Below are 21066 nucleotides of genomic sequence, written 5' to 3' on the forward strand. Positions count from 1 at the left end.
ACTTTGCCCCGGGGGGGAGCAATATCATGCTGATACTGGCGTTTCGTCGATTTATTTCCATGGCCCTGATTATGGCCATTATCTCCTTTACGCTTTTTTCTCTCTTTGAATCCGATAAACTGGCCGTTGCCGGCAAGGTCCTCGGCCCGTACTCCAATCTTGAACAACGCGAACTCTGGCTCGAGCAGAACGGGTATAACGAACCGTTCATCAACCGCTATTTCGACTGGGTCGGGAATGCGCTCGTCGGGGATTTTGGAAAATCCATTCAATACAAGGTTCCTGTCTCTGAGGTTTTATGGCCGCGGCTTGCCAATACGGCCATTCTTGCGGGGCTTTATATGGCCTTCATGATCCCGATATCGCTCACCCTCGGCGTGATTGCCGGCATGAAGGAAGGATCCCTGCAGGACCGGGTGGTGTCCGTTGGCTCGGTGTTGACCACTTCCGTCCCCGAATTTGCCTCCGCGACCTTTTTTACCGCCATTTTTGTCTTCTGGCTGGGCTGGCTGCCCGGCACTTCGGCGATGAGTAACGGGTTCAGCTGGGCGGAGATTTTCCTCCCGGTGTTTGTTCTCGTAATGTACGGATTTGGCTATACCGCCCGCATGACCCGGGCCTCGATGGCCGAGGTGATGACCTCCCATTATATCCGGACGGCGGTGCTGAAAGGCCTGCCCTACCGGCGGGTGATCATGAAACATGCGCTCCGCAATGCCCTGATTGCCCCGTTCACAGTGATCATCCTGCAGCTGAACTGGCTCCTCTCCGGTGTCATCGTGGTCGAGGTTTTCTTCGCCTACAAAGGCTTCGGCAAGTTGCTTCTCGATGCGGCGTTGTTTGGGGATATCTACGTCATTGAAGCCTGTACGCTCGTGGCCGTGTTCGTCGCTGTTTTCTCCCAGTTTATTTCGGATATCGGGTATACGCTGCTTAATCCGCGTATCCGGTTCACTTGAGGAGGGTGACATGACTGAAATTAATCACAACGACGTGGCGCCGCCCTCTAAAATTGGAAAATTTTTCAAGAGCTTCCTGCTGATGCGGGAAAGCCCGATCGCCGTTTTCGGCTTCTGCCTGATTATGATGTGGGTGATCCTTGCCATTCTGGCACCGATTTTACCGCTGTATGATCCCAATATTCCTATGGAGCCGTTCAAGGGGCCGTTGTCGGAGGCCCGCGACGGTGGCCTTTACTGGCTTGGCACCGATCACAAGGGCCGCGATATCCTGTCGCGGGTTATCTTCGGGGCCCAGCAGGTGCTGCTCTGGGCAACGCTTGCCACGGGTGTCGCCTATATTGTCGGCATGTTCATGGGCGTTGTCGCCGGTTATCTCGGCGGCTGGTGGGATGAGGTTATTTCCTTTATTTCCAACGTCCTGCTCTCGTTCCCGGTGATCATTCTCTATATTATCATTATCACCTATCTCGGGGCGACCGGGTTTAATATCGTGCTCGCGGTGACCTTTGCCTCGGCGCCGGGGATCATGCGTATCGTGCGCGGGCTTGTGCTTGACCTGCGAACGCGGGACTATATTTTTGCGGCGCAAACCCGCGGCGAAAGCGCCATGTATATCATGCTGGTGGAGTTGCTTCCCAATGCCCGCGGCCCGTTGATCGTCGATGCCTGCCTGCGGCTTGGCTATACGACGATTACCATCGCCATGCTCGGCTATCTCGGCCTTGGACTGCCGCCACCAGATCCGGATTGGGGCAAGATGATCGCGGAAACCCAGCCGCTTGGCAGCTTTGCGGGTCATATGGCCATTGTCCCGGCAGTGGCAATTTCATCGCTGGTTTTGGGCTTCAACCTGCTGGCCGACGGCCTGCGTGAAATATCAATGCGGGATTAGGAGAATTGTGATGGAACAGACACCTATTCTGGAATGCCGCGATCTGTGTATCTCCTATGATACGCGGGGCGGGGAGATCCCGGCGGTCATTGATTTCAACATCAAGGTGATGCCCGGTCAGGGCGTCGGGATTGTCGGCGAGAGCGGCTGCGGTAAATCGACCGTGGCCCTCGCCATCATGCAGTATCTCGGCTCCAACGGCTATATCAAGAGCGGGGAAATTTTCTTTCATGGCCGCGACATGCGCACCATGTCGGAGGAGGAACTCCGCAGTATCCGTGGCTCCAAAATCGCCATGATCTATCAGGAACCGATGGCCTCGCTCAACCCGTCGATGAAAATCGGCATGCAGCTGGCCGAAGTGCCGTTGTTCCATGAGGACATCAGTCGCGGCGAGGCTATGAAACGCTCGCTGGAACTGCTTGAGGCGGTGAAGCTGCCTGATCCGAAACGGATCATGAACAGCTATCCGCATCAGCTTTCCGGTGGCCAGCAGCAGCGCGTGGTGATCGCCATGGCGTTGCTCTCAAAGCCCGACCTGTTGCTGCTGGATGAGCCGACGACGGCGCTTGATGTGACGGTGGAGCGCGGGATCGTCGAGATGGTGCGGGAGATTTCCGAGAAATTCGGCACCTCGATGATCTATATTTCCCATAACCTCGGCCTGATCCTTGATACCTGTGACCGGGTGACGGTGATGTATTCCGGCGAGGCGGTGGAGGATGGCACCATCGGCGAAGTCTTCGATGACATGATGCATCCCTATACAAGCGGGCTGTTTGCGTCCATTCCGCTGCCCGGTGCCGACAAGAACGAGCGGCCGCTGGTGCCGATACCGGGGCAGTTGCCGCTGCCGCATCAACGCCCGAAGGGCTGCTTTTTCGGGCCCCGCTGCGCCTTTTTCAAAGAAGGGGTTTGCGATGTCCATAAAATCCCCATGCGTCCCGTTGAAAACCAGGCCGATCACACGGTCCGCTGTGACCGTTTCGAGGAGATCGACTGGGCCGAGGGCAAGCATGAGGCGGTGACGGTGAAGTCCGTGAAATCGGGCAAGGTCGTTCTTCAGGTCAAGAACATGAAGAAATATTACGAGGTTCGTAACAGCTCGATCATCTCCATGATCCGCCGCGAGGCGGTGAAAACGGTGAAGGCCAACGAAAACATCAATTTCGAGGCGCGCGAGGCGGAAACAGTCGCCATTGTCGGGGAAAGCGGCTGCGGAAAATCAACCTTCGCCAAGGTCCTGATGGGACTGGAGGAGGCGACGGACGGCGAGATTATCCTGAACGGGGAGGATCTTGCCCACAAAGCCGTGCAGAAACGCAAGGCGCGGACCGTCGGGCACCTGCAAATGGTGTTCCAGAACCCGTTCGATACGCTCAATCCGTCCCATTCAGTCGGCAGTCAGATTGCCCGCGTGATCCGTAAATTTGGCGTTGAAAAAGACCCGGACAAGGTCCGCGAGAAGGTCAATGACCTGCTGGATCTGGTAAAGCTGCCGCGGGACTTTGCCCATCGCCGGCCCCGCCAGCTTTCGGGCGGCCAGAAACAGCGGATCGGTATCGCCCGCGCCTTTGCCGGAAATCCGGCACTTGTGGTCGCCGATGAGCCGGTCTCGGCCCTCGACGTTTCGGTGCAGGCGGCGGTCACGGGACTGCTCACGGAAATCCAGAATGATATTCGCTCGACCCTGCTGTTCATCAGTCATGACCTTTCCGTCGTCCGCTATCTGTCGGACCGGGTCGTGGTCATGTATCTCGGTCATATCATCGAGCAGGGAACGACGGATGAGGTCTTCTCGCCGCCCTATCATCCCTATACGGAGGCGTTGCTCTCGGCGGTGCCGATTGCCGATACCTCGGTTGAGCAGAAGCAGATAATCCTAACAGGGGATATCCCGTCGGCGATCAATCCGCCGCCCGGATGCCCGTTCCAGACCCGCTGTCCGCGGAAGATCGGCACCATCTGTGAAACCGAGATGCCGCCGATGAAGGAATTCAAACCCGGTCACAAGATCCTCTGTCATATCGAGGATGATGTCCTGCTCGCCATGGACCCGGTTATCGTCATGCATAAAAAGGGCGAGGGGAAAGTCACGGTCAACTGACCGCGTCTCGCGCAAGCTTAAGAAGACTGGCGGGCGGAACGCAGAAATTCCCCGCCGGTTAACTCTTTATTTATTCTGTTTGTTTATATTTTGCGTCCATTGATCCGGCTATGGTAGAAATGCAAAATACAGACAATGACCACCACCACCGCACATTTCTCGATTTACGTCGTCCAGACCCTCGTCGTTGACACCTGGCGCAGCTTCGGCCGCTATGAGGATGAGGAGGGCGCGCAATGCGTCGCCCGGCGGCTCGTGCCCGAATGGGGCGGACCGCGGGTGCGGGTGCTCGGCGGTTATTTCGATGCGGTCAAGAACCGGCTGGTCTATCATCGCCTTGCTATCCGCGAGGCCGCACCGGCCCGGCCGCTGCAGAATTTCAAAACCTCCAAATTTGTTGTCGGCAGCACCGCCCTGGGCGGCGTCATGCTCGGCCTGTTTTTGATGATCTATGCCTTTGTGGCTCCGTTGTCGTCGATGGCGGGGGACGCCAAGGCGTCGGAGACGGCGGTAAACCCACCGTCCCCAATCGCCCCGATCGTCAAGCCCGTCAATTTGCGCGCGCGCTTTACTGAGGTAATCAACGTCCCGTATGGTAAGATGCGGGACTTTGATTCCGTACCCTTGCGGCTAAGAGGCCAGTGGGGCACGGCTTGCGGCACAGACGGGGGGTCTCTTGTCTTTGGTGCGCATGATTTGAGCCGGGTTACGGACACAGGGACCAGCACATCGCTGACAACCGTCTGGCAGACAGGCCAGGGTTATGGCCTGGTACTCGAAAACGGCTCTGTTTATATGGTCGATATGATCTCTGTTGATCGCATCAGAAAAATCGGGACCATGAGCCAGACCGGCGAGTTTACCGCCGAGGACTCCGATGCCATCCTGAAACGCTGTCTGTAACTAGAACAGTCGCCGCCCGGTCACCGGTCTCAAACACCCCGAAGGATCCCCCCGCGAGATGTCCTGTTTCATATATATGGAACTTGGCTGAAGGGGCAGCCACACCCCCGTCACGCGAAATAAGGGCCAAAATCTCCCCAACGTGAGGGCGTATTATACATTACTATTGCGTGGAATGCAAGTTTTTTGTGTTTTACTTTGTCTCAATCCGTATCTACGAATGCACCTTTTTTGAAAATAGCGTCAGTATGTCAATCAATTTTATCATTTCTTCCGGTATTTCCTCAGTAAGCATGTTATCGATTATTGTTGTAGACGTTACACTGATTCCGTACCCATTTTCCTGAAGATATTTATTTACCGCAGATATTGCTTCCTTTCCGGGAATAAGCCTCATTCGCTGTTCTGGTTGATTCCAATAAGATTCTATTAAATTTATAGCTTTTTCGGTGATTGAAGCATCTGTAATATTCGGCGAAATATTTCTACTAAATTTACGGTAATTCGCAATGATTTGGGAACTAAGAGGCGTTTTTTTGACTTGTGCGAATTCTTCAAGAATCACATTTGCCGAGGAATCAAATTGTTTAGATTTTCCAGATCTTTTCTGTTGATCCCTATTTTTTTTGTTTATTGCTCGATCGATTGCACTCGGCACTAACAGGAAATTTTCAATTTCTTTCCTTTGATGGATCACAACAAAATCGCAAAAATTCCTGCATTCGTTCGCGATAACTTCGCACTCTTCATCGGACCTGTAATCTCTGTCTAAAATAGCTGCGGTAATAATTTTACTTCCGAGAGTTGTTTCAATTCCGTCTTTTAGGTTATGAATACGTTCGGGATTAAAACCGTTAACTGGAATTACGGCGAAATCTCTTCGATTTCCAACGCCCGTTTGGTTAAGCTTTCGCGCAAATTTTCCCAGTATCTGGAAATCCTTGCCCTCGACGAATAGAACTCTGCGGGTCTTTGCCAACTGAGTAAGAATAGGATTCGTATTGGAGCCCAGCGCTCCAAAAATTTCGCTGAGCTGAGAAGGATTGCTTAATCTTCTAGAAGCCTTTCGATCTTTGTTAACAATTACAATTTCATCAGTCTCGCATTCCGTAATAATTTCTGTTGAATGCGTCGCTAGGAGAATGTCTGGTCCGAGATTTCTCAATAGACCTAATAGTTGCCTTTGTAATTCTGAATGCAGATAAATATCGGGCTCGTCGATTAAAAATATTGACATTTCTTTTGATTGAATCAAATGCGTAAGCATTTGACACCAAACTTGAAATCCAAAACCCGACCAAAATAATTCTCTTGGAATCCTTTCTTCTGGGCAAAAAATATGCAAAAGTGGTTTATCATGGCTTGTGTCAATTTCGGGTGATTCGATATCCATACCAGGCCAAGTTTGCTGTAAGGCCGATCTAAATTCTTCAAATTTATCGGGATAGTGGTACCAGATATTTCTAAAATTTCTTGCCGCCGTATAATTATAAAGGGCGAGCCTCGCTGCTTCTTTTCCATATAGTGGTTCGTTGTGTTCAACCGGTCCTAGAATAGGAACAAAGCCTATCGGGCAATTGAATTGTTTCCTAAATCCTGAAGGTGTAGACGGTGTTTTTTTGCTAGTCTCGGGTATTAGGTAACATCCGCCGTCGGCAGGAAAGTAAAGTTTTAAAGCGTTTTTATTTGATAATCGAAATTCTACTTCGGCGTAAAGCGAATTATCGTAGTTGAAAAAAATGTTTTCTTCCGCGACGGACGTGGATGATAGGTCGACATTATAACCCAGAACAAATCCATTCATTGCGGGTAAAGGATATGGTTTTCTGCTATTAGCTCTACGCAATGCCGTAGCCAAAATACGGAAAGCTGAAAGAATAGTGGACTTTCCTGCGTTATTTGGACCAACCAAAACGTTAAAATTTTTAAGGTCTACACGGTAGCTTTTGAATGCCTTAAAGCGAGTGAATGTTACTCTAGTAAATCGATGAAACTCTTCCATAAATATTCAGCATTTCGTTAACACTAAAAAAATAGATTTGTGTATTCTACATACATAGAGCAACCGTTAATAGAATTTTTTGACCTATTACGTAAAAATATGGAATAATGAAGTTTTACAAAATACAGCGAATCAGGATGTAAGCGAGGATCGGGATGCCGTCTAAATATAAGGTAATTGGAATTTTCGGGAATGCTGTCCTCTCGCTGGTTTTTGGTGTGATCACCTTGATACTGCTCTTCACCGGAAAATTCGGGCCCGCCATTGCTGTCCTGATACCGGCGGTCGTCAGCGGGGTCAGCAGTTACATTGTCTGGCGCGCCTCGCAGCTTTTATCAGAGGAGGAATATCTGAAAGGCGAAATCCGGAAGGAGGAATTGCGCGAACAGCTCGAGGAGATGAGCGCTAAGCATGCGGCGCAAGGCAGCGGGCCCGCGGGCGAGACCAAGACTTTGAGCTAAACCCCCACCCCGAAATACTGCATCCCAAACACGGCGGCAAAGCCAAGCGCCATGGTGACGACGACGTTGTTGCTGAGGATGGCCACAACAAGGGCGAAGGCGGCGGCGATCCAGAGGGTGGCACTGGCATCGGCGAGGGAGGTGGCGACGAGGGCGACGATCAGGCAGCCCGGCAGGTCATCAAGCAGGGTGGCGAGGCGTTCATGGCGCAGGATCGCCTGTCCGCCGATCAGGCCCGCAAGCCGGAGGCCATAGGCGCCGACGGCCAGCCCGGCAATAAGAAGCCAGTGGTCCATCGTCATCGGGCGGTCCTCCGTTGCTGAAACCGTCTCGTGATCGCGGCAATGGCAACACCGGCGAGACTACCGAGCAGGATCGCGTAGGCGCTCTCAAGTTCCAGACGGACCAGCAGCAGGGTAACCATGAAACTCACGACCCAGGGCGCGATATCCTGCCGACCGCGCCACATCGCCCGCGCCATGGCGATGAAGGCGGCGGTAAAGGCGAAGCCGAGGCCGTAGCTGGCAAGGTTTGGGATGGACTGGCCGATCAGCGCGCCGAGCGAGGTCGAGACGGTCCAGGTAACGATCAGCGTGAGGCCGGAGCCGATCAGGAAGCGGATGCCGATCGCCGGGTCCCGGGCGTTCCTCGCCATGGTCAGCGCCCAGTTCTCATCGCCGGTGATATGGATGGCGAGGAGTTTCCAGCGGAGCGGGACGTCCTTCAATATCTTGCCGAGGGAGGCAATGATGCCGAGATAGCGCAAATTCAGCGCGACACCCGCAAGCACGGCGCCAATCAGAAGGCCATCGGCGGCGAACCGGTCGACGGCGACGATCTGTGATGATCCCGCATGGACGGCAACGCTCATCAACGCCACGCCCCACCAGGGAAACCCCGACTGCGCCGCCAGCACGCCAAAGGCAAAGCCATAGGCGGCGGCGCCAACGGCGAAGGGAAGAATGCTGTAAAACCCCTGTTTCATTTATGGGTCGATCCTGAGGCGTGAAAGAGGCCCGACAATGCGATAAACGGCCGCGTATTTCTACCGGTTTTTTACCCGCGTTTCGAAAAGGCGCAGGCGAGGGCGCTCAAACGGGAGATCATCAATCGTGATCTCGCCGTTATCATCAAACCGGATGGTATTTCTGGGGTGGGAGGAGGTCTCCGCGCCTAGACGTGGAAGGAGGAGCCGCAGCCGCAGCGGCCCTTTTCGTTGGGGTTTTCAAAGGTAAAACGTGATTCCAGACCTTTTTCGAGCCAGTCCATCTCGGTGACGGCGACGAATTGCACGGCGTCATGGTCGATGAGCAGGGTAATATCATCCGCGCTGACCACGGCATCGTCCGGTTTCTGATCCGACGCATAGTCCATGGTATAGCTGAGGCCGTTGCAGCCGGTATTGGTGATTCCAATGCGCAAGCCCAGCGTCACGCCATCATTCTGGCTCAGCAATGTCCGAACCCGGGTCGCGGCCCGGTCGGTTAATGTCATAATTTGCGTATCAGTCATACTCTACCTCTTGTCCCTATATGGGGATGCGCCTAGAACATTCCAAGATCAAGCTTCGCCGCCTCGGACATATTATCAGGTGTCCAGGGCGGATCCCACAAAATTTCGACTTCGACATTCTTTATTCCGTCGATCGGCGTGAGGGCGTCGCGGACCCAGATCGGAATTTCCCCGGCGACAGGACAGCCCGGCGCGGTCAGGGTCATGCCGACGAAAACGTCGCCATCCTCCGCAATATCAATGACATAGATAAGGCCGAGGTCGAAAATATTGACCGGGATTTCCGGGTCAAACACATTGCGCAGCGCCGCCACAACCGGGGCCTCAAGGGGCGATCCTGTCGTGCCTTCCTCAAACGGGCCGGTTGCCACGGGTCTGTCGATATGCTCCATTGCAGTCATTTTAAGCTTACTCCGTCGTTATTTCCGGCTTCTCATCCATGGCCGAGGCCATGGCGTGCCAGGCAAGGGTGGCGCATTTGACCCGCATGGGGAAATCCTTCACCCCCGCCAGCATCATCAGCCGCTCGGTATCCTCGCCGGCGTCAAAATCATTTTCCTCGCCCGTCACCAGCTTTTTGAAGCCATCAAAGATTTTTCGGGCCTCGTCCTCCGTCCGGCCCTTGATGATTTCCGTCATCATCGAGGCCGAGGCGAGGGAGATCGCGCAGCCCTTTCCCTCGAACGCCGCATCCTCGATCAGGCCGTTATGGCCCATCTTCAGATAGACATTGACGGTATCGCCGCAGAGCGGGTTATAGCCATGGGCCTCATGGTTCGCATCTTCGGGGTGGCGGAAGTTGCGGGGCCGCTTGCTGTGATCGAGGATCACTTCCTGATAAAGCTCACGTAGATCATCAAACATCAGCTGAAAAACTCCTGTGTGTCGCGAACGGCGGTCACGAGAGCATCGACATCCGCGCGGTTGTTATAGAGGGCGAAGGAAGCACGCGCCGTCGCCGCCACATCAAAATAATCCATCAGCGGCTGGCAGCAATGATGGCCGACCCGGATGGCAACCCCGGCATGATCGACGAAGGTGCCGATATCATGGGGATGCACCCCCTCCATGGTGAAGGAGATGATGGCCGCCTTATGTTCGGCCTGCCCGATGATGCGGACGCTGTTGATCTGGCTGAGCCGTTCCGTGGCATAGGCCAGCAATGACTGCTCATGGGCGCCGATCCGCTCGAAGCCGATGCCATTGATATAATTGATGGCAACGCCAAGACCGATCGCCTGAACAATCGGCGGGGTCCCGGCCTCAAATTTGGCATGGCCCTTGGCATAGGTTGTCTTCTCGAACGTGACCCGGTTGATCATGTCACCGCCGCCCAGAAACGGCGGCATCCTGTCCAACAGATCGGCCTTGCCATAGAGCACGCCGATGCCGGTCGGCCCGAACACCTTATGGCCGGTGAAGACGTAGAAATCCGCGCCGAGGGTCTGCATATCGAGCTTCATATGCGGGGCCGCCTGACTGCCGTCGATAAGGACCACGGCGCCGGCGTCATGGGCGGCATCAATGATCTCGCGCACCGGCGTGATCGTGCCGATGGAGTTGGAAACATGAGTGATGGCGACGATTTTCGTTTTCGGCCCCAGCAACTCGCGATAGGCATCGAGCAGAAACTCGCCCTGTTCATCAATCGGTGCGACCTTGATGACGGCGCCGGTCTTCTCGGCAATCAGCTGCCAGGGCACGATGTTTGAATGATGCTCCAACGTCGAGAGAACGATTTCGTCGCCCGGCTTTAATGTCGAGCCGCCATAGCTGTTGGCGACCAGATTGATGCTTTCCGTCGCGTTCTTGGTGAAGATCACCTCGTCAAGGCTCGCCGCATTGATATGGGCGCGAACAATCTCGCGCGCGCCCTCATAAAGCTCGGTCGAGGTCTGGCTCAGGTAATAGACGCCACGATGCACATTGGCATAGGTCTCGGAATAGGCCTTTTGAATTGCCTCCAGCACCACCGTCGGCTTCTGCGCCGAGGCGCCGCTGTCGAGGAAGGCAAGCGGCTTGCCGTGAACCTCGCGGCCGAAGATCGGGAAATCGCGGCGGATCTTTTCAATATCAAATGTCGTCATGTCATTCATGGCTTAAACCTTGTCGAGCCACCGGGTGGCAATATCGGAGAAATACTCGCGCACGGCCTCATTGCTGATCTCGTTGATCACATCGGTGAGAAACGCATCGATCAGCATCTTGCGGGCGGTAAGGGCGTCAATGCCCCGCGATTGCAGGTAAAACAGCGCGTCCTCGTCAAGTTCGCCGGACGAGGCCCCGTGACTGCATTTGACGTCATCCGCAAAGATTTCAAGCTCCGGCTTGACCGCAACCGTTGCCCGGTCGGAGAGCAGCAGCGCCCGGCTGAGCTGGTCGCCGGAAACCTTCTGCGCGTCCTCGGCGATATGGATCTTGCCCTGGAACACGCCATAGGCAGAATCGTCTAGCACGCCTTTATAGACCTGACGGCTATCATTTTCCGGCACCAGATGGCGGGTGAGGGTGGTCGTGTCCGAATGCTGCTCGCCGCGCATCAGGTAAGCGCCATTGAGAATACTGAGCCCGCCCGCGCCGACAATGCGGGTGGTAAGCTCGTTCCGGGACAGCTTGCCACCTAACGACAGGCTGAAATTTTCATAGACCGCGCCCTTGGTGATCTCGCAGTCCAGCTCCGCAAGATGGAAGGCGGCAAGGCTTTCGTCCTGCAATTTGTAATGATTGAGACGGGCACCCTCGGCGAGGGTGACATCGGTGCGCGGATTGGAAAAATAACGATGTCCGTGACGGCTCGTATGCTGTTCAAGCAATGTAAGGGTCGCGCCGGCGCCAAGGAGGACGATATTGCGCATATGGCGGGCATCGCGGCCCTTTTCGTTTGTGCTGACAAAATCGATCAGCACGGGGGCGTCCAGCGTCACGCCTTCTGCCACCTGAAGAACAAAGCCATCCTCCATGAACGCGGTGTTAAGCGCAACCAACGCCCCTGATTTAGGCTTGATCTGTTTGACCAGATCGTCATTTCCCGTTTCCAGCTCAGCATGGAGTGAGGTTAGGGAAACACCTTCCGGCAGGTCACCCAGACGGCTGTCCGATGCCGAAAACCGGCCGTTGATGAAGGTCATCACATGCGGGGTTTTAAGGGCATCACGCGGGATCGAGGTAGCTTCTTCAGTTACGGTAGCCTCTGCGTCCGTGCCCTTGGTAAGACCTGCCAAATTGGTGAAGCGCCAGGCCTCATTCTTGCGGTCGGGAAAATCGAGGCCGGAGAAGATATCCAGCCCGCTCTTGCGCAGGCGGCGGACGGCTTCGCGCTTGCCGCCGGGCAGCGTATTGAGGTCAGCCTCGAAGCGGTCAAGGTATTGATCGGCGAGGGGGGTCATGATTTTCATGGTCCGGGCCTCCTTATAACTGCACGGACTGGGCGCTGCCAGCCGTGTCCGTCATTCCGGTATAGCCTTTTTCTTCAAGCTCATAGGCCAATGTCTTGTCACCGGACTTTACGATCTTGCCGTCGGCCAGCACATGGACGAAATCGGGAACGATGTAATCGAGAAGCCGCTGGTAATGGGTGATGACCAGTCCAGCCCGGTTCGGGCTGCGCAGTTTATTGACGCCGTCGGCAGCGATTTTAAGCGCGTCGATATCAAGGCCTGAGTCAGTCTCGTCCAGCAGTATGAAATCCGGCTCCAGCAGGGCCATCTGCAACACCTCGTTGCGTTTCTTCTCACCGCCGGAGAAGCCGACATTGACGGCGCGTTTCAGCATATCGTCCTTGATATCGAGTTCCTTTGTTTTCTCGCGGATGAGTTTCAGGAATTCCATGGCATCGACTTCCGGCTCACCGCGATATTTACGCTGGGCGTTATAGGCGGTCTTGAGGAAGGTGGCCGAGGCAACACCGGGAATTTCCACCGGGTATTGAAAGGCAAGGAAAATGCCCTTGGCCGCCCGTTCATCCGGCGATAACGCCAGCAGGTCCTCGCCCTTATAAGTGACTGTGCCCTTGGTGACATTATAGCCCGCGCGACCGGCCAGCACATAGGAGAGCGTGCTCTTGCCCGCGCCATTCGGTCCCATGACCGCATGGATCTCCCCTGCCTTGATCGAGAGAGTGATGCCCTTCAAAATTTCCTTGCCGCCAATTTCGGCGTGCAGGTCCTTGATTTCCAACATAATCTAACTTTCTTTCTTTGGGCTCATCGCCCGGTCTCTATACGTTAACCAACACTGCCTTCAAGACTGATGCTGACAAGTTTCTGGGCCTCGACCGCGAATTCCATCGGCAGTTTCTGCAATACTTCCTTGCAGAAGCCGTTGACGATCAGCGCCATGCTTTCCTCTTCCGAGAGGCCGCGCTGCTGGCAGTAGAATAACTGCTCCTCGCTCACCTTCGAAGTCGTTGCCTCATGCTCGATCTTGGCGGTACGGCTCTGGTTCTCGATATAGGGCACCGTATGGGCGCCGCATTTATCGCCGATCAGCAGGCTGTCGCACACCGTGTGATTACGCGAATTATCCGCCTTACGGCCCATACGGACCAGCCCGCGATAGGTATTCTGGGCCTTGCCCGCCGAAATCCCCTTGGAGATGATCGTGCTGGAGGAGTTCTTGCCGAGATGGATCATCTTGGTGCCGGTATCCGCCTGCTGCATGTTATTGGTGATGGCGATGGAATAGAACTCGCCGACCGAATTATCCCCTTGCAGGATACAGGACGGATATTTCCAGGTGATTGCCGAGCCGGTTTCCACCTGCGTCCAGGAGACTTTCGCATTTTCGCCGCGGCAGGCGGCCCGTTTGGTGACGAAATTATAGATACCGCCAACCCCGTTTGCGTCCCCGGGATACCAGTTCTGTACCGTCGAGTATTTAAGCTCGGCGTCCTTCATGATGACCAACTCAACGACCGCCGCATGCAGCTGGTTCTCATCGCGCATCGGTGCGGTGCAGCCCTCAAGGTAGCTCACATAGCTGCCCTCTTCGGCGATAATCAGGGTCCGTTCAAACTGCCCGGTCTGGGCGGCATTGATGCGGAAATAGGTGGACAGCTCCATCGGGCAGCGCACGCCCTTCGGGATATAGCAGAACGAACCGTCGGTGAAGACCGCCGAGTTCAGCGCGGCGTAGTAGTTATCTGTATAGGGCACAACCGAGCCCATGTATTTCTTCACCAACTCCGGATGGTCGCGCACAGCCTCCGAGATCGGGCAGAAGATCACGCCTTCCTTTTCCAGACGGGCCTTGAAGGTGGTGGCAACAGATACGCTGTCAAACACCGCATCAACGGCGACGTTATAGGCACCCTCGACCCCGGCGAGCACTTCCTGCTCTTTCAGCGGGATGCCGAGTTTCTTGTAAACTTCCAGCAGCTCCGGATCGACCTCATCGAGGCTTTTCAGTTTGTCCTTCTGCTTCGGCGCGGAATAATAGTAGATATTCTGGAAATCAATTTCCGGAAAATGCACGTTCGCCCATTGCGGCTCGACCATGGTCAGCCAGTGACGATAGGCCTTGAGCCGCCATTCGAGAAGCCATTCCGGCTCCTCCTTCTTGGCGGAGATAAAGCGGACGATGTCTTCGCTCAAGCCAATCGGGGCAGTGTCCGCCTCGATATCGCTGATAAATCCGTATTTATATTTGTCGGAAACAGAAGCAACCCGTTCGACAGTGTCTTGGCTAATGGCCATTATTTAACTCCACTCAAGCTCAAGGGGGAGGGAACGCCTGCGTTCGGTGTCCTCTGCCCGCTATTCAATTTCTCCGTATCGAGACACATATCCGCCAGCGTCACTTCTTCAAGGGCGGCATTGAGGGCCCGGTTAATTTTTTCCCAGCCGCCGCGCATGGGGCAGCGTTCCTCGACCGCGCAGTCATCGCCACTTTCATCGACGCAGGAGGTGACCGCAACCGGCCCTTCTATCGCCCGGATAATCTCGGCAATCGAGATATCCGCAGGCTTCCGCGACAGCTGATAGCCGCCATGGGCGCCGCGCTGTGAGGTAAGGAATGGGCTTTTCGCCAGAACGCGCAAGATCTTCGCCGCTGTCGGTACCGGCAGTCCCGTATAGAGCGATACATCCGGCGCGGTCATCGTCCGTTCCGGCAGACGCGCCATCTCGGACATGATCACCACACCATAATCAGTCATTTTGCTTAATTTTATCATCGGTTATCTATATCGTACCAATTCAGTCTTATTTCAAGTTTTAATAACAGACGAATTTGGTCTTGTATATAGAAAGATGGAGAAATATTGGCAAGCGGTGTCTTCGCCTCCGGCATCAAAAATACCCTGCTATTGGAATTGCCGAGGAGGGCACATAAATGCTAGAAGCCTTGCAGGCACCTTCTCCTCGAACTCGATTGGCAATACGATCCATGGCGGCACCCATTCTGGCCCTGCAAAATGCGCGCATCACTTTTGGTGGCGGCGACCTGTTTTCCGACATCTCTCTCGGGATCGAGCGGGGTATGCGCGTGGCGCTTATGGGCCGGAACGGCTCGGGCAAGTCGACCCTGCTGAAGGCGCTCGCCGGCGATATCGATCTCGATGGCGGCGAGCGGTTCAAGCAAAGTGGCGTCAAGGTCGCCTATCTCCGCCAGCAGCCGGACATTCTTCCCGGCCGCAGCGTGCGGGAGCAGGTCGAGGCTGGCTTGACTTCCGATCTTGCCGGGGACGATCAGGACTCTGGCTATCTGGTCGAGCAGGTGCTGGCCGGCGTCGGCATCGATGGCGCGCGGACCCTCGACACCCTTTCCGGCGGGGAAGCGCGGCGGGTCAGCCTCGCCGAGGCGCTGATCTCGACCCCGGATGTACTGTTGCTCGATGAGCCGACCAACCATCTCGATATCAATACCATTCTCTGGCTGGAGGGGGAGCTTGCCACCTTCAAGGGCGCGCTGCTGATCATCAGCCATGACCGGCAATTCCTGAAAAACATTACCAACCGGTTGTTCTGGCTCGACCGCGGTGAGATCAAGACCCACGGCAAGGGCTTTTCCGCCTTCGATGACTGGTCCGAGGAAATCCTCCGCCGCGAGGACGTCGAGATGAAGAAGCTCGACAAGAAAATCGCCGAGGAGACCGACTGGTCGCGTAAGGGGATCACCGCCCGCCGCGCCCGCAACGAGGGGCGCATCCGGGCGCTGCATCGCCTCCGCGCCGAACGGGCGGAACGGGCGGCCCCCGTGGGTCAGGTCAAGCTCACCGTGAGCAGCGGCACCAAGAGCGGGAAAGTCGTGGTTGAGGCGAGTGATATCTCGATGTCCTATGGCAATCCGGACGGTAGCGAGAAGGAAGTGATCCGGAATTTCTCGACAAAGATCCTGCGCGGCGACCGGGTTGGGATCATCGGCCCCAATGGTGCCGGCAAGTCAACATTGCTCAAGATCCTGATGGGGGAACTTAACCCGACCCGCGGTGAGGTCAAGCTTGGCACTAATCTCACGCCTGCCATTTTTGATCAGAACCGCGACAGTCTCGACCCTGAAGAAAGCCTCTGGAACACGCTCGCCGATCCCGGCAGCGGCCAGCTTCTCGTGCGCGGTGAGGTCCGCCATGTGGTCGCCTATCTCCGCGATTTCCTGTTCGAGGACAAGCAGGCCAAAAGCCCGGTCAAGTCGCTCTCGGGCGGCGAGAAAAACCGGCTGCTGCTCGCCAAACTGCTGGCGCGCGAGAGCAACCTGCTGGTCCTCGACGAGCCGACAAATGATCTCGATATGGAAACCCTCGACCTGTTGCAGGATATGCTGGGCCAGTATGATGGCACATTGCTGGTCGTCAGCCATGACCGCGACTTCCTCGACCAGCTCGTGACCTCGCTCATCGTTATTGAGGAGGGCGGTCAGGTCGATGAATATGTCGGCGGCTATTCGGACTATATCCGCGCCCGCCGGGAAACACAGAAAAAGGCCATAAAGGCCGCCCAGCCGAAGCAGGCCACCGGGAAATCGGCGCAGGCGCGCAAAAAACTGACCTACAAGGATCAGCGCGACCTTGAGCGGCTGCCCGGCATCATTGCCGAGATGGACAAGGCGATCAAGACACTGGAGGCCGAACTTGCCGATCCTGCACTGTTCAGCAAGACGCCCGATCTCTTCAAGGCCAAGGCCGACGCCCTTGCTAAAGCGCAAAACGACAAGGACACCCGGGAGACCCGCTGGCTGGAACTGGAGATATTGCAGGAAGAAATCAGCGGGACCGGATGAGCCTTATAGGGCGCCTCATCATCGCAATACTTTTATGGATCGCCGCCTTTGCCTTCCTTGCCGTGATGGCGCCTTATTTAACTTTTTCACCCTTCGGCTACAATTTACATGTCGAGACGGATTTCAGCGCGATGATTCCGGCCATTGCCTGGTTCCTGGTCGGCGCACCGGCTATTCTCATTGGTTGCCTTTGGCGTGCGGGCCCGTTCTGGCAGCGGCTGTTTGCTGTAGTGGCCAGCCTTGTCGTTGCCTATGCGGTGATGACAGCCGGCGCGTTCGTGGCGCTTTATTTTTTCTTGTACTCCTCGGCGGCGAACGCCAATATCAACGTGATCTGGCTCTCCCTGCTGCTGGTGGTGATGTTTCTTTCTGGCTTCCTTGCCAACAGGTTTATGATGAAACGGAATGTGGACCGCCCAGACAGGACATAGAATTTGACAGGCGGGGGTGTGACGTCCGGGGTCGCGATTAAGGGAGAAAAATCATGCGAAATATGACGGTGAAGGGCGACCGGCTTTGGGACAGCCTGATGGAGATGGCGAAAATCGGCGCGACGGAAAAGGGCGGGAATTGCCGCCTTGCCCTCACCGATCTCGACCGCGAGGGGCGGGACCTGTTCGCAAATTGGTGCCGGGAGGCCGGCTGCACCCTAAAGGTGGATAAAATGGGCAATATCTTTGCCCGCCGCGCCGGAAAGAACGACAGCCTGCCGCCAGTCATGACCGGATCACATCTCGACACCCAGCCGACGGGCGGCAAATATGACGGCGTCTTCGGGGTGCTGGCGGGGCTGGAAGTCCTGCGCACCCTCAATGATGTCGGTATGGAGACCGAGCATCCGGTCGAGGTCGTGGTCTGGACCAACGAGGAAGGCTCCCGCTTTGCGCCCGCCATGGTCGCCTCGGGTGTGTTTGCGGGCGCGTTCGATCTCGATTATGGCCTGTCCCGCGCCGATGTTGATGGCAAGACCATGGGCGAGGAGTTAAAGCGCATCGGCTATGCTGGTGACGAGGAGGTTGGCGGCCGCGAGATCAAGGCGTTTTTCGAAGCCCATATCGAGCAGGGCCCGATATTGGAGCATGAGGAAAAAACCATCGGTGTTGTTCTTGGCGCGCAAGGGCAGCGCTGGTTTGAGATCACCGTTACCGGGCAGGAGGCTCATGCCGGACCGACGCCGATGCCGACACGAAAAGACGCGCTGGTCGCGGCCTCGAAAATCGTCACCGAGGTCAACCGCATCGGCCTCGACCATCCGCCGTTTGCCTGCGCCACCGTTGGCATGATCCAGTCGCACCCGAATTCGCGCAATACCATCCCCGGTGAGGTGTTTCTCACCGTTGATTTCCGCCATCCAAAGGACGAGACGTTAAGCCAGATGGACGCTGCGCTTCGCGCCTTCTGCGAAAAGCTAGCGGCGGACGGCGGGTTTGAGCTGAAACTGGAGGAAATCTGGTATTCCCCGCCGGTCGAGTTTGACAAAGATTGCGTCTCGGCGGTTCGCAGCGGCGCCAAGGCGGCCGGGTTCAGCCATATGGACATCATTTCCGGCGCCGGGCATGACGCCTGCTATGTCTCCCGCGTCGCGCCGACGGGCATGATCTTCGTGCCCTGTGAGAACGGCATCAGCCATAACGAGGCGGAGGAGGCAACGCCGGAGGATCTCGCGGCGGGCTGCAATGTGCTGCTCCATGCGATAATCGAGCGGGCCGGTATTGCCTGACACATCTGTTTAAAAGAACGGACTATCCACTAATTCTGATTCCCGCAGGTTAATTTTATACCCAAATCTAGAAATGGATTCTGTAAGAACACCTTTGAACCACGCTGGAGCATATGGAGAAATAACGATCTCCTCAATGAGTGTTTCAAGTTCACATTTTAGTATTTTGCCAATAATCGGATTTTGATAATCATTACTAATTATAGCGCGGACTTCACGTTCATGACTTAGTGAAGACCGTTTACAAAAAATGCGTTGATCACCGGATGCAAATGACTTTCGATAATCCAGATAATGAACTCGTCCAACTATGGAGCTTTGATCTTCAGAAACTGAATCCCAAAGTCGACTAACTGTAGTTTGAATTGCAAGACCGGGTGTTTCCTGAGGACAGTAGATATGCCAAAGGGCCTCCGATTCAACATCGTTTGCATGCCAACAACTAACAAGAGAATTTCGGGCATTTGAATACGCATTTTTTAGTTGATCAAGAAGCATCTTGGCTTCAATCTCAATAGTTTCTTCAGACTTAGGTTGAAGTACCATGCCTGGCGGCGGGGTTTGTAGGGCTGTGCGAAAAAAACTTAGGTAATGCTGATCCCATTCGAATTCTCGGCTAGACAGACCTGCAGCCCCTTCAAACCGGTCTTTGAAATTTTCTGCACGAGTGAAATATAATCCGCCTTGGTGCAGCATTGACATGAGTTTGGCAAAATCCATATAGCGCCAAAGCTTCTGACTATCTTTAATAGAAAGATCTAGCGTACCAGTCCAATATACGGGAGTCGCCAACTCAGCTAGTGAATCGGCACAACATGCACCAACCAAAACTGGTGATTTGTCTTCCTTATATCCACCAAAAGCAGGGCGGCCTTCACCAATTCGCTGCTTACATATAGAGCACATGTTCCATTGTTGAGTCATCACACGGCGAAGGTCGTGCGTGATATGACCACTAGATTTTAGGCGCTCAAAAACTGCATTGTCTTCAGTCTTTAGTTTGATTTGCATCGTTTTCCTCGCGTTCTTGCCTGAACAGTGTAGCTGATCACGCGCTCTGGAAAAAGCCAGAAGGTGCTTACATGCAAAAGGTCTAGGAGTGCGCTCGAAAATAGTTTGTGCCATAGGGGAAAACAGAAAAGAGAAGCGAAACCTTCCTTTTTCCTAACGATTATGGCCTAATTACAAAAATAACAGGGGAGAGAATTATGCTGACGTCCACCACCGTAAAGTCACCGGATTTTCTGAACCCGGATATTCCCGCCGACCTGCCGCATCTTGACGTGCCGGTCATCGTTGCGACGGATGAAAGCCTTGAAGGCTATGGCTGTCTCGTCTCCGATTATAAAAACTACCCGGTCGAAATTGTCACCTGGCCCGTCTCGGGCGAGCGTAAAGTCGACGAGGGCACTGGCAATCAAGGCGGTCTTGCCGAAGGGATATTCGAATTCTGGTGGGAAGGGGAAGTCCTCTGGGGTCGCAATAACGCGGTGCATGATACCTATGTTCTCGGCTGGTCGCGCGATCCGGCAACGGCCGACAAGAAGCTCGCCACCGCGAAGAACGATCAGGTGCTGCTCTGGCACGCCAATTACCATCCTGACGGCGGCCAGCTCTTCTATTCCCTCGACGGCACGCCGTTCATGGTGCCGCTGGCGCTACCCGGTGATGATGTCCAGCCCGAGGACTTCGTCTCCTTTTACTGCGACGGTAGCCAAGCCCTCTATATCCATCCCAACATCTGGCATGAGGGCGTCTTTCCGCTCGCTGCAGAAGGGCGCTTCTTCGACAAGCAGGGCAAGGTCCACGCCCGCGTTTCCGTCAATTTCGCCGAGGAATTCGGGATGCTGCTGCGGGTGCCGCTAGTGAAACCGGAATAACGCTCGACCTCCCGGAGTCAGGCCGCCTTTACCTGCCGTTCGCGGTGAATAACATATAAACCGCTTAAGACAATGATGGCGGCGCCGAGAATGGTCAGGCCATCCGGGAAATGACCAAAGGCGAAATACCCCAGAACCACCGTCCAGATAAGCTGCGTATAGTTGAACGGCGCGACGGTGGAGGCAGCGGTATAATCGAAGGCGCGGATGACAATAAAATGACTGACCCCGCCGAGCAGGCCGATAAGCGCCAATAACAGCCAGCCTTCAAGGTCCGGCATGATCCAGACGAAGGGAACCGCCGCGCTCATGACGACCGTGCCGACAAGGACCGAATAGAACAGCGTCGTCACCGAACTGTCGACGCCGGACAGGAAGCGCGTGGAAATCTGGTAGAGCGCATAGAACAGCGA

General features: G+C 55.1%; 22 protein-coding genes. 9 read left to right on the top strand and 13 right to left on the bottom strand.

The annotated features are described in order from the left end of the window. The first annotated feature begins 26 nt into the window (after nucleotides 1-26). The 4 genes from ACESNI_RS00670 (at nucleotide 27) to ACESNI_RS00685 (ending at nucleotide 4864) form a co-directional block, all read left to right on the top strand. The gene (locus tag ACESNI_RS00670; protein WP_373083949.1) at nucleotides 27-959 is read left to right on the top strand and encodes an ABC transporter permease; all 933 of its coding nucleotides are present in this window, start codon (nucleotides 27-29) and stop codon (nucleotides 957-959) included. A gap of 10 nt (nucleotides 960-969) precedes the next feature. Next, nucleotides 970-1854, top strand: a complete 885-nt coding sequence (locus ACESNI_RS00675) for an ABC transporter permease (RefSeq protein WP_373083951.1) — start codon at nucleotides 970-972, stop codon at nucleotides 1852-1854. A gap of 10 nt (nucleotides 1855-1864) precedes the next feature. Further along, nucleotides 1865-3961 carry a dipeptide ABC transporter ATP-binding protein gene (locus ACESNI_RS00680; RefSeq protein ID WP_373083954.1) on the top strand — a complete coding sequence of 699 codons (2097 nt, stop codon included), beginning with the start codon at nucleotides 1865-1867 and terminating at the stop codon, nucleotides 3959-3961. Between the two features lie 135 nt (nucleotides 3962-4096). Further along, nucleotides 4097-4864 (top strand): hypothetical protein, encoded by a 768-nt coding sequence (locus ACESNI_RS00685; protein ID WP_373083956.1) that lies wholly within the window; start codon nucleotides 4097-4099, stop codon nucleotides 4862-4864. A gap of 214 nt (nucleotides 4865-5078) precedes the next feature. Here the strand turns inward: ACESNI_RS00685 and ACESNI_RS00690 are convergent, their stop codons facing one another. After that, a complete protein-coding gene (locus ACESNI_RS00690; RefSeq protein ID WP_373083959.1) occupies nucleotides 5079-6866 on the bottom strand; it encodes an AAA family ATPase in 1788 nt (595 codons plus the stop codon). 155 nt (nucleotides 6867-7021) lie between these two features. On the opposite strand from ACESNI_RS00690, the gene ACESNI_RS00695 reads away from it, so the two are divergent. Continuing rightward, nucleotides 7022-7327 (top strand): hypothetical protein, encoded by a 306-nt coding sequence (locus ACESNI_RS00695; RefSeq protein ID WP_373083961.1) that lies wholly within the window; start codon nucleotides 7022-7024, stop codon nucleotides 7325-7327. Here the strand turns inward: ACESNI_RS00695 and ACESNI_RS00700 are convergent. From ACESNI_RS00700 to ACESNI_RS00745, 10 genes are all read right to left on the bottom strand, one after another. Next, nucleotides 7324-7629 (bottom strand): AzlD domain-containing protein, encoded by a 306-nt coding sequence (locus tag ACESNI_RS00700; RefSeq protein ID WP_373083964.1) that lies wholly within the window; start codon nucleotides 7627-7629, stop codon nucleotides 7324-7326. The genes ACESNI_RS00695 and ACESNI_RS00700 overlap by 4 nt on opposite strands. Then, nucleotides 7626-8312 carry an AzlC family ABC transporter permease gene (locus ACESNI_RS00705; RefSeq protein WP_373083966.1) on the bottom strand — a complete coding sequence of 229 codons (687 nt, stop codon included), beginning with the start codon at nucleotides 8310-8312 and terminating at the stop codon, nucleotides 7626-7628. Before ACESNI_RS00705 ends, ACESNI_RS00700 begins: the two co-directional genes overlap by 4 nt. A 188-nt stretch (nucleotides 8313-8500) precedes the next feature. Then, complete coding sequence (locus ACESNI_RS00710; protein ID WP_373083968.1) at nucleotides 8501-8839, bottom strand: HesB/IscA family protein; 339 nt, start codon at nucleotides 8837-8839, stop codon at nucleotides 8501-8503. 32 nt (nucleotides 8840-8871) lie between these two features. After that, nucleotides 8872-9240, bottom strand: a complete 369-nt coding sequence (locus ACESNI_RS00715; RefSeq protein ID WP_373083970.1) for a DUF59 domain-containing protein — start codon at nucleotides 9238-9240, stop codon at nucleotides 8872-8874. Nucleotides 9241-9247: 7 nt separating this feature from the next. Then, nucleotides 9248-9703, bottom strand: coding sequence for a Fe-S cluster assembly sulfur transfer protein SufU (gene sufU / locus ACESNI_RS00720; protein ID WP_373083972.1), 456 nt, complete (start codon nucleotides 9701-9703; stop codon nucleotides 9248-9250). After that, entirely contained in the window at nucleotides 9703-10935 is a 1233-nt protein-coding gene (locus tag ACESNI_RS00725) for an aminotransferase class V-fold PLP-dependent enzyme (RefSeq protein WP_373083974.1), read from the bottom strand. Before ACESNI_RS00725 ends, sufU begins: the two co-directional genes overlap by 1 nt. Nucleotides 10936-10938: 3 nt before the next feature. Next, the gene (gene sufD / locus ACESNI_RS00730) at nucleotides 10939-12234 is read right to left on the bottom strand and encodes a Fe-S cluster assembly protein SufD (protein WP_373083976.1); all 1296 of its coding nucleotides are present in this window, start codon (nucleotides 12232-12234) and stop codon (nucleotides 10939-10941) included. Between the two features lie 13 nt (nucleotides 12235-12247). Further along, nucleotides 12248-13018, bottom strand: coding sequence for a Fe-S cluster assembly ATPase SufC (gene sufC / locus ACESNI_RS00735; RefSeq protein ID WP_373083979.1), 771 nt, complete (start codon nucleotides 13016-13018; stop codon nucleotides 12248-12250). A gap of 44 nt (nucleotides 13019-13062) precedes the next feature. Continuing rightward, the gene (sufB, locus tag ACESNI_RS00740) at nucleotides 13063-14532 is read right to left on the bottom strand and encodes a Fe-S cluster assembly protein SufB (protein ID WP_373083982.1); all 1470 of its coding nucleotides are present in this window, start codon (nucleotides 14530-14532) and stop codon (nucleotides 13063-13065) included. Next, nucleotides 14532-15011 (bottom strand): SUF system Fe-S cluster assembly regulator, encoded by a 480-nt coding sequence (locus ACESNI_RS00745; RefSeq protein WP_373083984.1) that lies wholly within the window; start codon nucleotides 15009-15011, stop codon nucleotides 14532-14534. Before ACESNI_RS00745 ends, sufB begins: the two co-directional genes overlap by 1 nt. Nucleotides 15012-15223: 212 nt before the next feature. Here ACESNI_RS00745 and ACESNI_RS00750 point away from each other — a divergent pair, with 212 nt between their 5' ends. The 3 genes from ACESNI_RS00750 to ACESNI_RS00760 are packed head-to-tail and all read left to right on the top strand — an operon-like array spanning nucleotide 15224 to nucleotide 18773. Next, nucleotides 15224-17053 carry an ABC-F family ATP-binding cassette domain-containing protein gene (locus ACESNI_RS00750; protein ID WP_373083986.1) on the top strand — a complete coding sequence of 610 codons (1830 nt, stop codon included), beginning with the start codon at nucleotides 15224-15226 and terminating at the stop codon, nucleotides 17051-17053. Continuing rightward, nucleotides 17050-17484 carry a hypothetical protein gene (locus tag ACESNI_RS00755; protein WP_373083989.1) on the top strand — a complete coding sequence of 145 codons (435 nt, stop codon included), beginning with the start codon at nucleotides 17050-17052 and terminating at the stop codon, nucleotides 17482-17484. The genes ACESNI_RS00750 and ACESNI_RS00755 overlap by 4 nt, the downstream gene beginning before the upstream one ends. Before the next feature lie 53 nt (nucleotides 17485-17537). Then, complete coding sequence (locus ACESNI_RS00760; protein WP_373083991.1) at nucleotides 17538-18773, top strand: Zn-dependent hydrolase; 1236 nt, start codon at nucleotides 17538-17540, stop codon at nucleotides 18771-18773. A gap of 9 nt (nucleotides 18774-18782) precedes the next feature. Here the strand turns inward: ACESNI_RS00760 and ACESNI_RS00765 are convergent, their stop codons facing one another. Beyond that, on the bottom strand, nucleotides 18783-19784 hold the full coding sequence (locus tag ACESNI_RS00765; RefSeq protein WP_373083993.1) for a hypothetical protein: 1002 nt from the start codon (nucleotides 19782-19784) through the stop codon (nucleotides 18783-18785). Between the two features lie 197 nt (nucleotides 19785-19981). Between ACESNI_RS00765 and ACESNI_RS00770 the strand changes: the two genes are divergently transcribed. Further along, the gene (locus ACESNI_RS00770; protein WP_373083996.1) at nucleotides 19982-20653 is read left to right on the top strand and encodes an ureidoglycolate lyase; all 672 of its coding nucleotides are present in this window, start codon (nucleotides 19982-19984) and stop codon (nucleotides 20651-20653) included. A 17-nt stretch (nucleotides 20654-20670) separates the two neighbouring features. Here ACESNI_RS00770 and ACESNI_RS00775 read toward each other — a convergent pair. Further along, nucleotides 20671-21066 (bottom strand): EamA family transporter (locus tag ACESNI_RS00775; RefSeq protein ID WP_373083998.1); only part of this gene is annotated, 396 nt, incomplete at its 5' end.

This window comes from Sneathiella sp. (assembly GCF_041689005.1).
Taxonomy (GTDB): domain Bacteria; phylum Pseudomonadota; class Alphaproteobacteria; order Sneathiellales; family Sneathiellaceae; genus Sneathiella.

What these genes read in the sequence shown, in the direction of transcription:
- ACESNI_RS00760 (WP_373083991.1), top strand. Translation starts at nt 17,538, where the DNA reads ATGCGAAATATGACGGTGAAGGGCGACCGGCTTTGGGACAGCCTGATG.
- ACESNI_RS00745 (WP_373083984.1), bottom strand. Translation starts at nt 15,011, where the DNA reads ATGATAAAATTAAGCAAAATGACTGATTATGGTGTGGTGATCATGTCC.
- ACESNI_RS00695 (WP_373083961.1), top strand. Translation starts at nt 7,022, where the DNA reads ATGCCGTCTAAATATAAGGTAATTGGAATTTTCGGGAATGCTGTCCTC.
- ACESNI_RS00755 (WP_373083989.1), top strand. Translation starts at nt 17,050, where the DNA reads ATGAGCCTTATAGGGCGCCTCATCATCGCAATACTTTTATGGATCGCC.
- ACESNI_RS00700 (WP_373083964.1), bottom strand. Translation starts at nt 7,629, where the DNA reads ATGACGATGGACCACTGGCTTCTTATTGCCGGGCTGGCCGTCGGCGCC.
- ACESNI_RS00750 (WP_373083986.1), top strand. Translation starts at nt 15,224, where the DNA reads ATGGCGGCACCCATTCTGGCCCTGCAAAATGCGCGCATCACTTTTGGT.
- ACESNI_RS00770 (WP_373083996.1), top strand. Translation starts at nt 19,982, where the DNA reads ATGCTGACGTCCACCACCGTAAAGTCACCGGATTTTCTGAACCCGGAT.
- ACESNI_RS00670 (WP_373083949.1), top strand. Translation starts at nt 27, where the DNA reads ATGCTGATACTGGCGTTTCGTCGATTTATTTCCATGGCCCTGATTATG.
- ACESNI_RS00765 (WP_373083993.1), bottom strand. Translation starts at nt 19,784, where the DNA reads ATGCAAATCAAACTAAAGACTGAAGACAATGCAGTTTTTGAGCGCCTA.
- sufD (WP_373083976.1), bottom strand. Translation starts at nt 12,234, where the DNA reads ATGAAAATCATGACCCCCCTCGCCGATCAATACCTTGACCGCTTCGAG.
- ACESNI_RS00680 (WP_373083954.1), top strand. Translation starts at nt 1,865, where the DNA reads ATGGAACAGACACCTATTCTGGAATGCCGCGATCTGTGTATCTCCTAT.
- sufU (WP_373083972.1), bottom strand. Translation starts at nt 9,703, where the DNA reads ATGTTTGATGATCTACGTGAGCTTTATCAGGAAGTGATCCTCGATCAC.
- ACESNI_RS00705 (WP_373083966.1), bottom strand. Translation starts at nt 8,312, where the DNA reads ATGAAACAGGGGTTTTACAGCATTCTTCCCTTCGCCGTTGGCGCCGCC.
- ACESNI_RS00685 (WP_373083956.1), top strand. Translation starts at nt 4,097, where the DNA reads ATGACCACCACCACCGCACATTTCTCGATTTACGTCGTCCAGACCCTC.
- sufB (WP_373083982.1), bottom strand. Translation starts at nt 14,532, where the DNA reads ATGGCCATTAGCCAAGACACTGTCGAACGGGTTGCTTCTGTTTCCGAC.
- ACESNI_RS00690 (WP_373083959.1), bottom strand. Translation starts at nt 6,866, where the DNA reads ATGGAAGAGTTTCATCGATTTACTAGAGTAACATTCACTCGCTTTAAG.
- ACESNI_RS00715 (WP_373083970.1), bottom strand. Translation starts at nt 9,240, where the DNA reads ATGACTGCAATGGAGCATATCGACAGACCCGTGGCAACCGGCCCGTTT.
- ACESNI_RS00675 (WP_373083951.1), top strand. Translation starts at nt 970, where the DNA reads ATGACTGAAATTAATCACAACGACGTGGCGCCGCCCTCTAAAATTGGA.
- ACESNI_RS00710 (WP_373083968.1), bottom strand. Translation starts at nt 8,839, where the DNA reads ATGACTGATACGCAAATTATGACATTAACCGACCGGGCCGCGACCCGG.
- sufC (WP_373083979.1), bottom strand. Translation starts at nt 13,018, where the DNA reads ATGTTGGAAATCAAGGACCTGCACGCCGAAATTGGCGGCAAGGAAATT.
- ACESNI_RS00725 (WP_373083974.1), bottom strand. Translation starts at nt 10,935, where the DNA reads ATGAATGACATGACGACATTTGATATTGAAAAGATCCGCCGCGATTTC.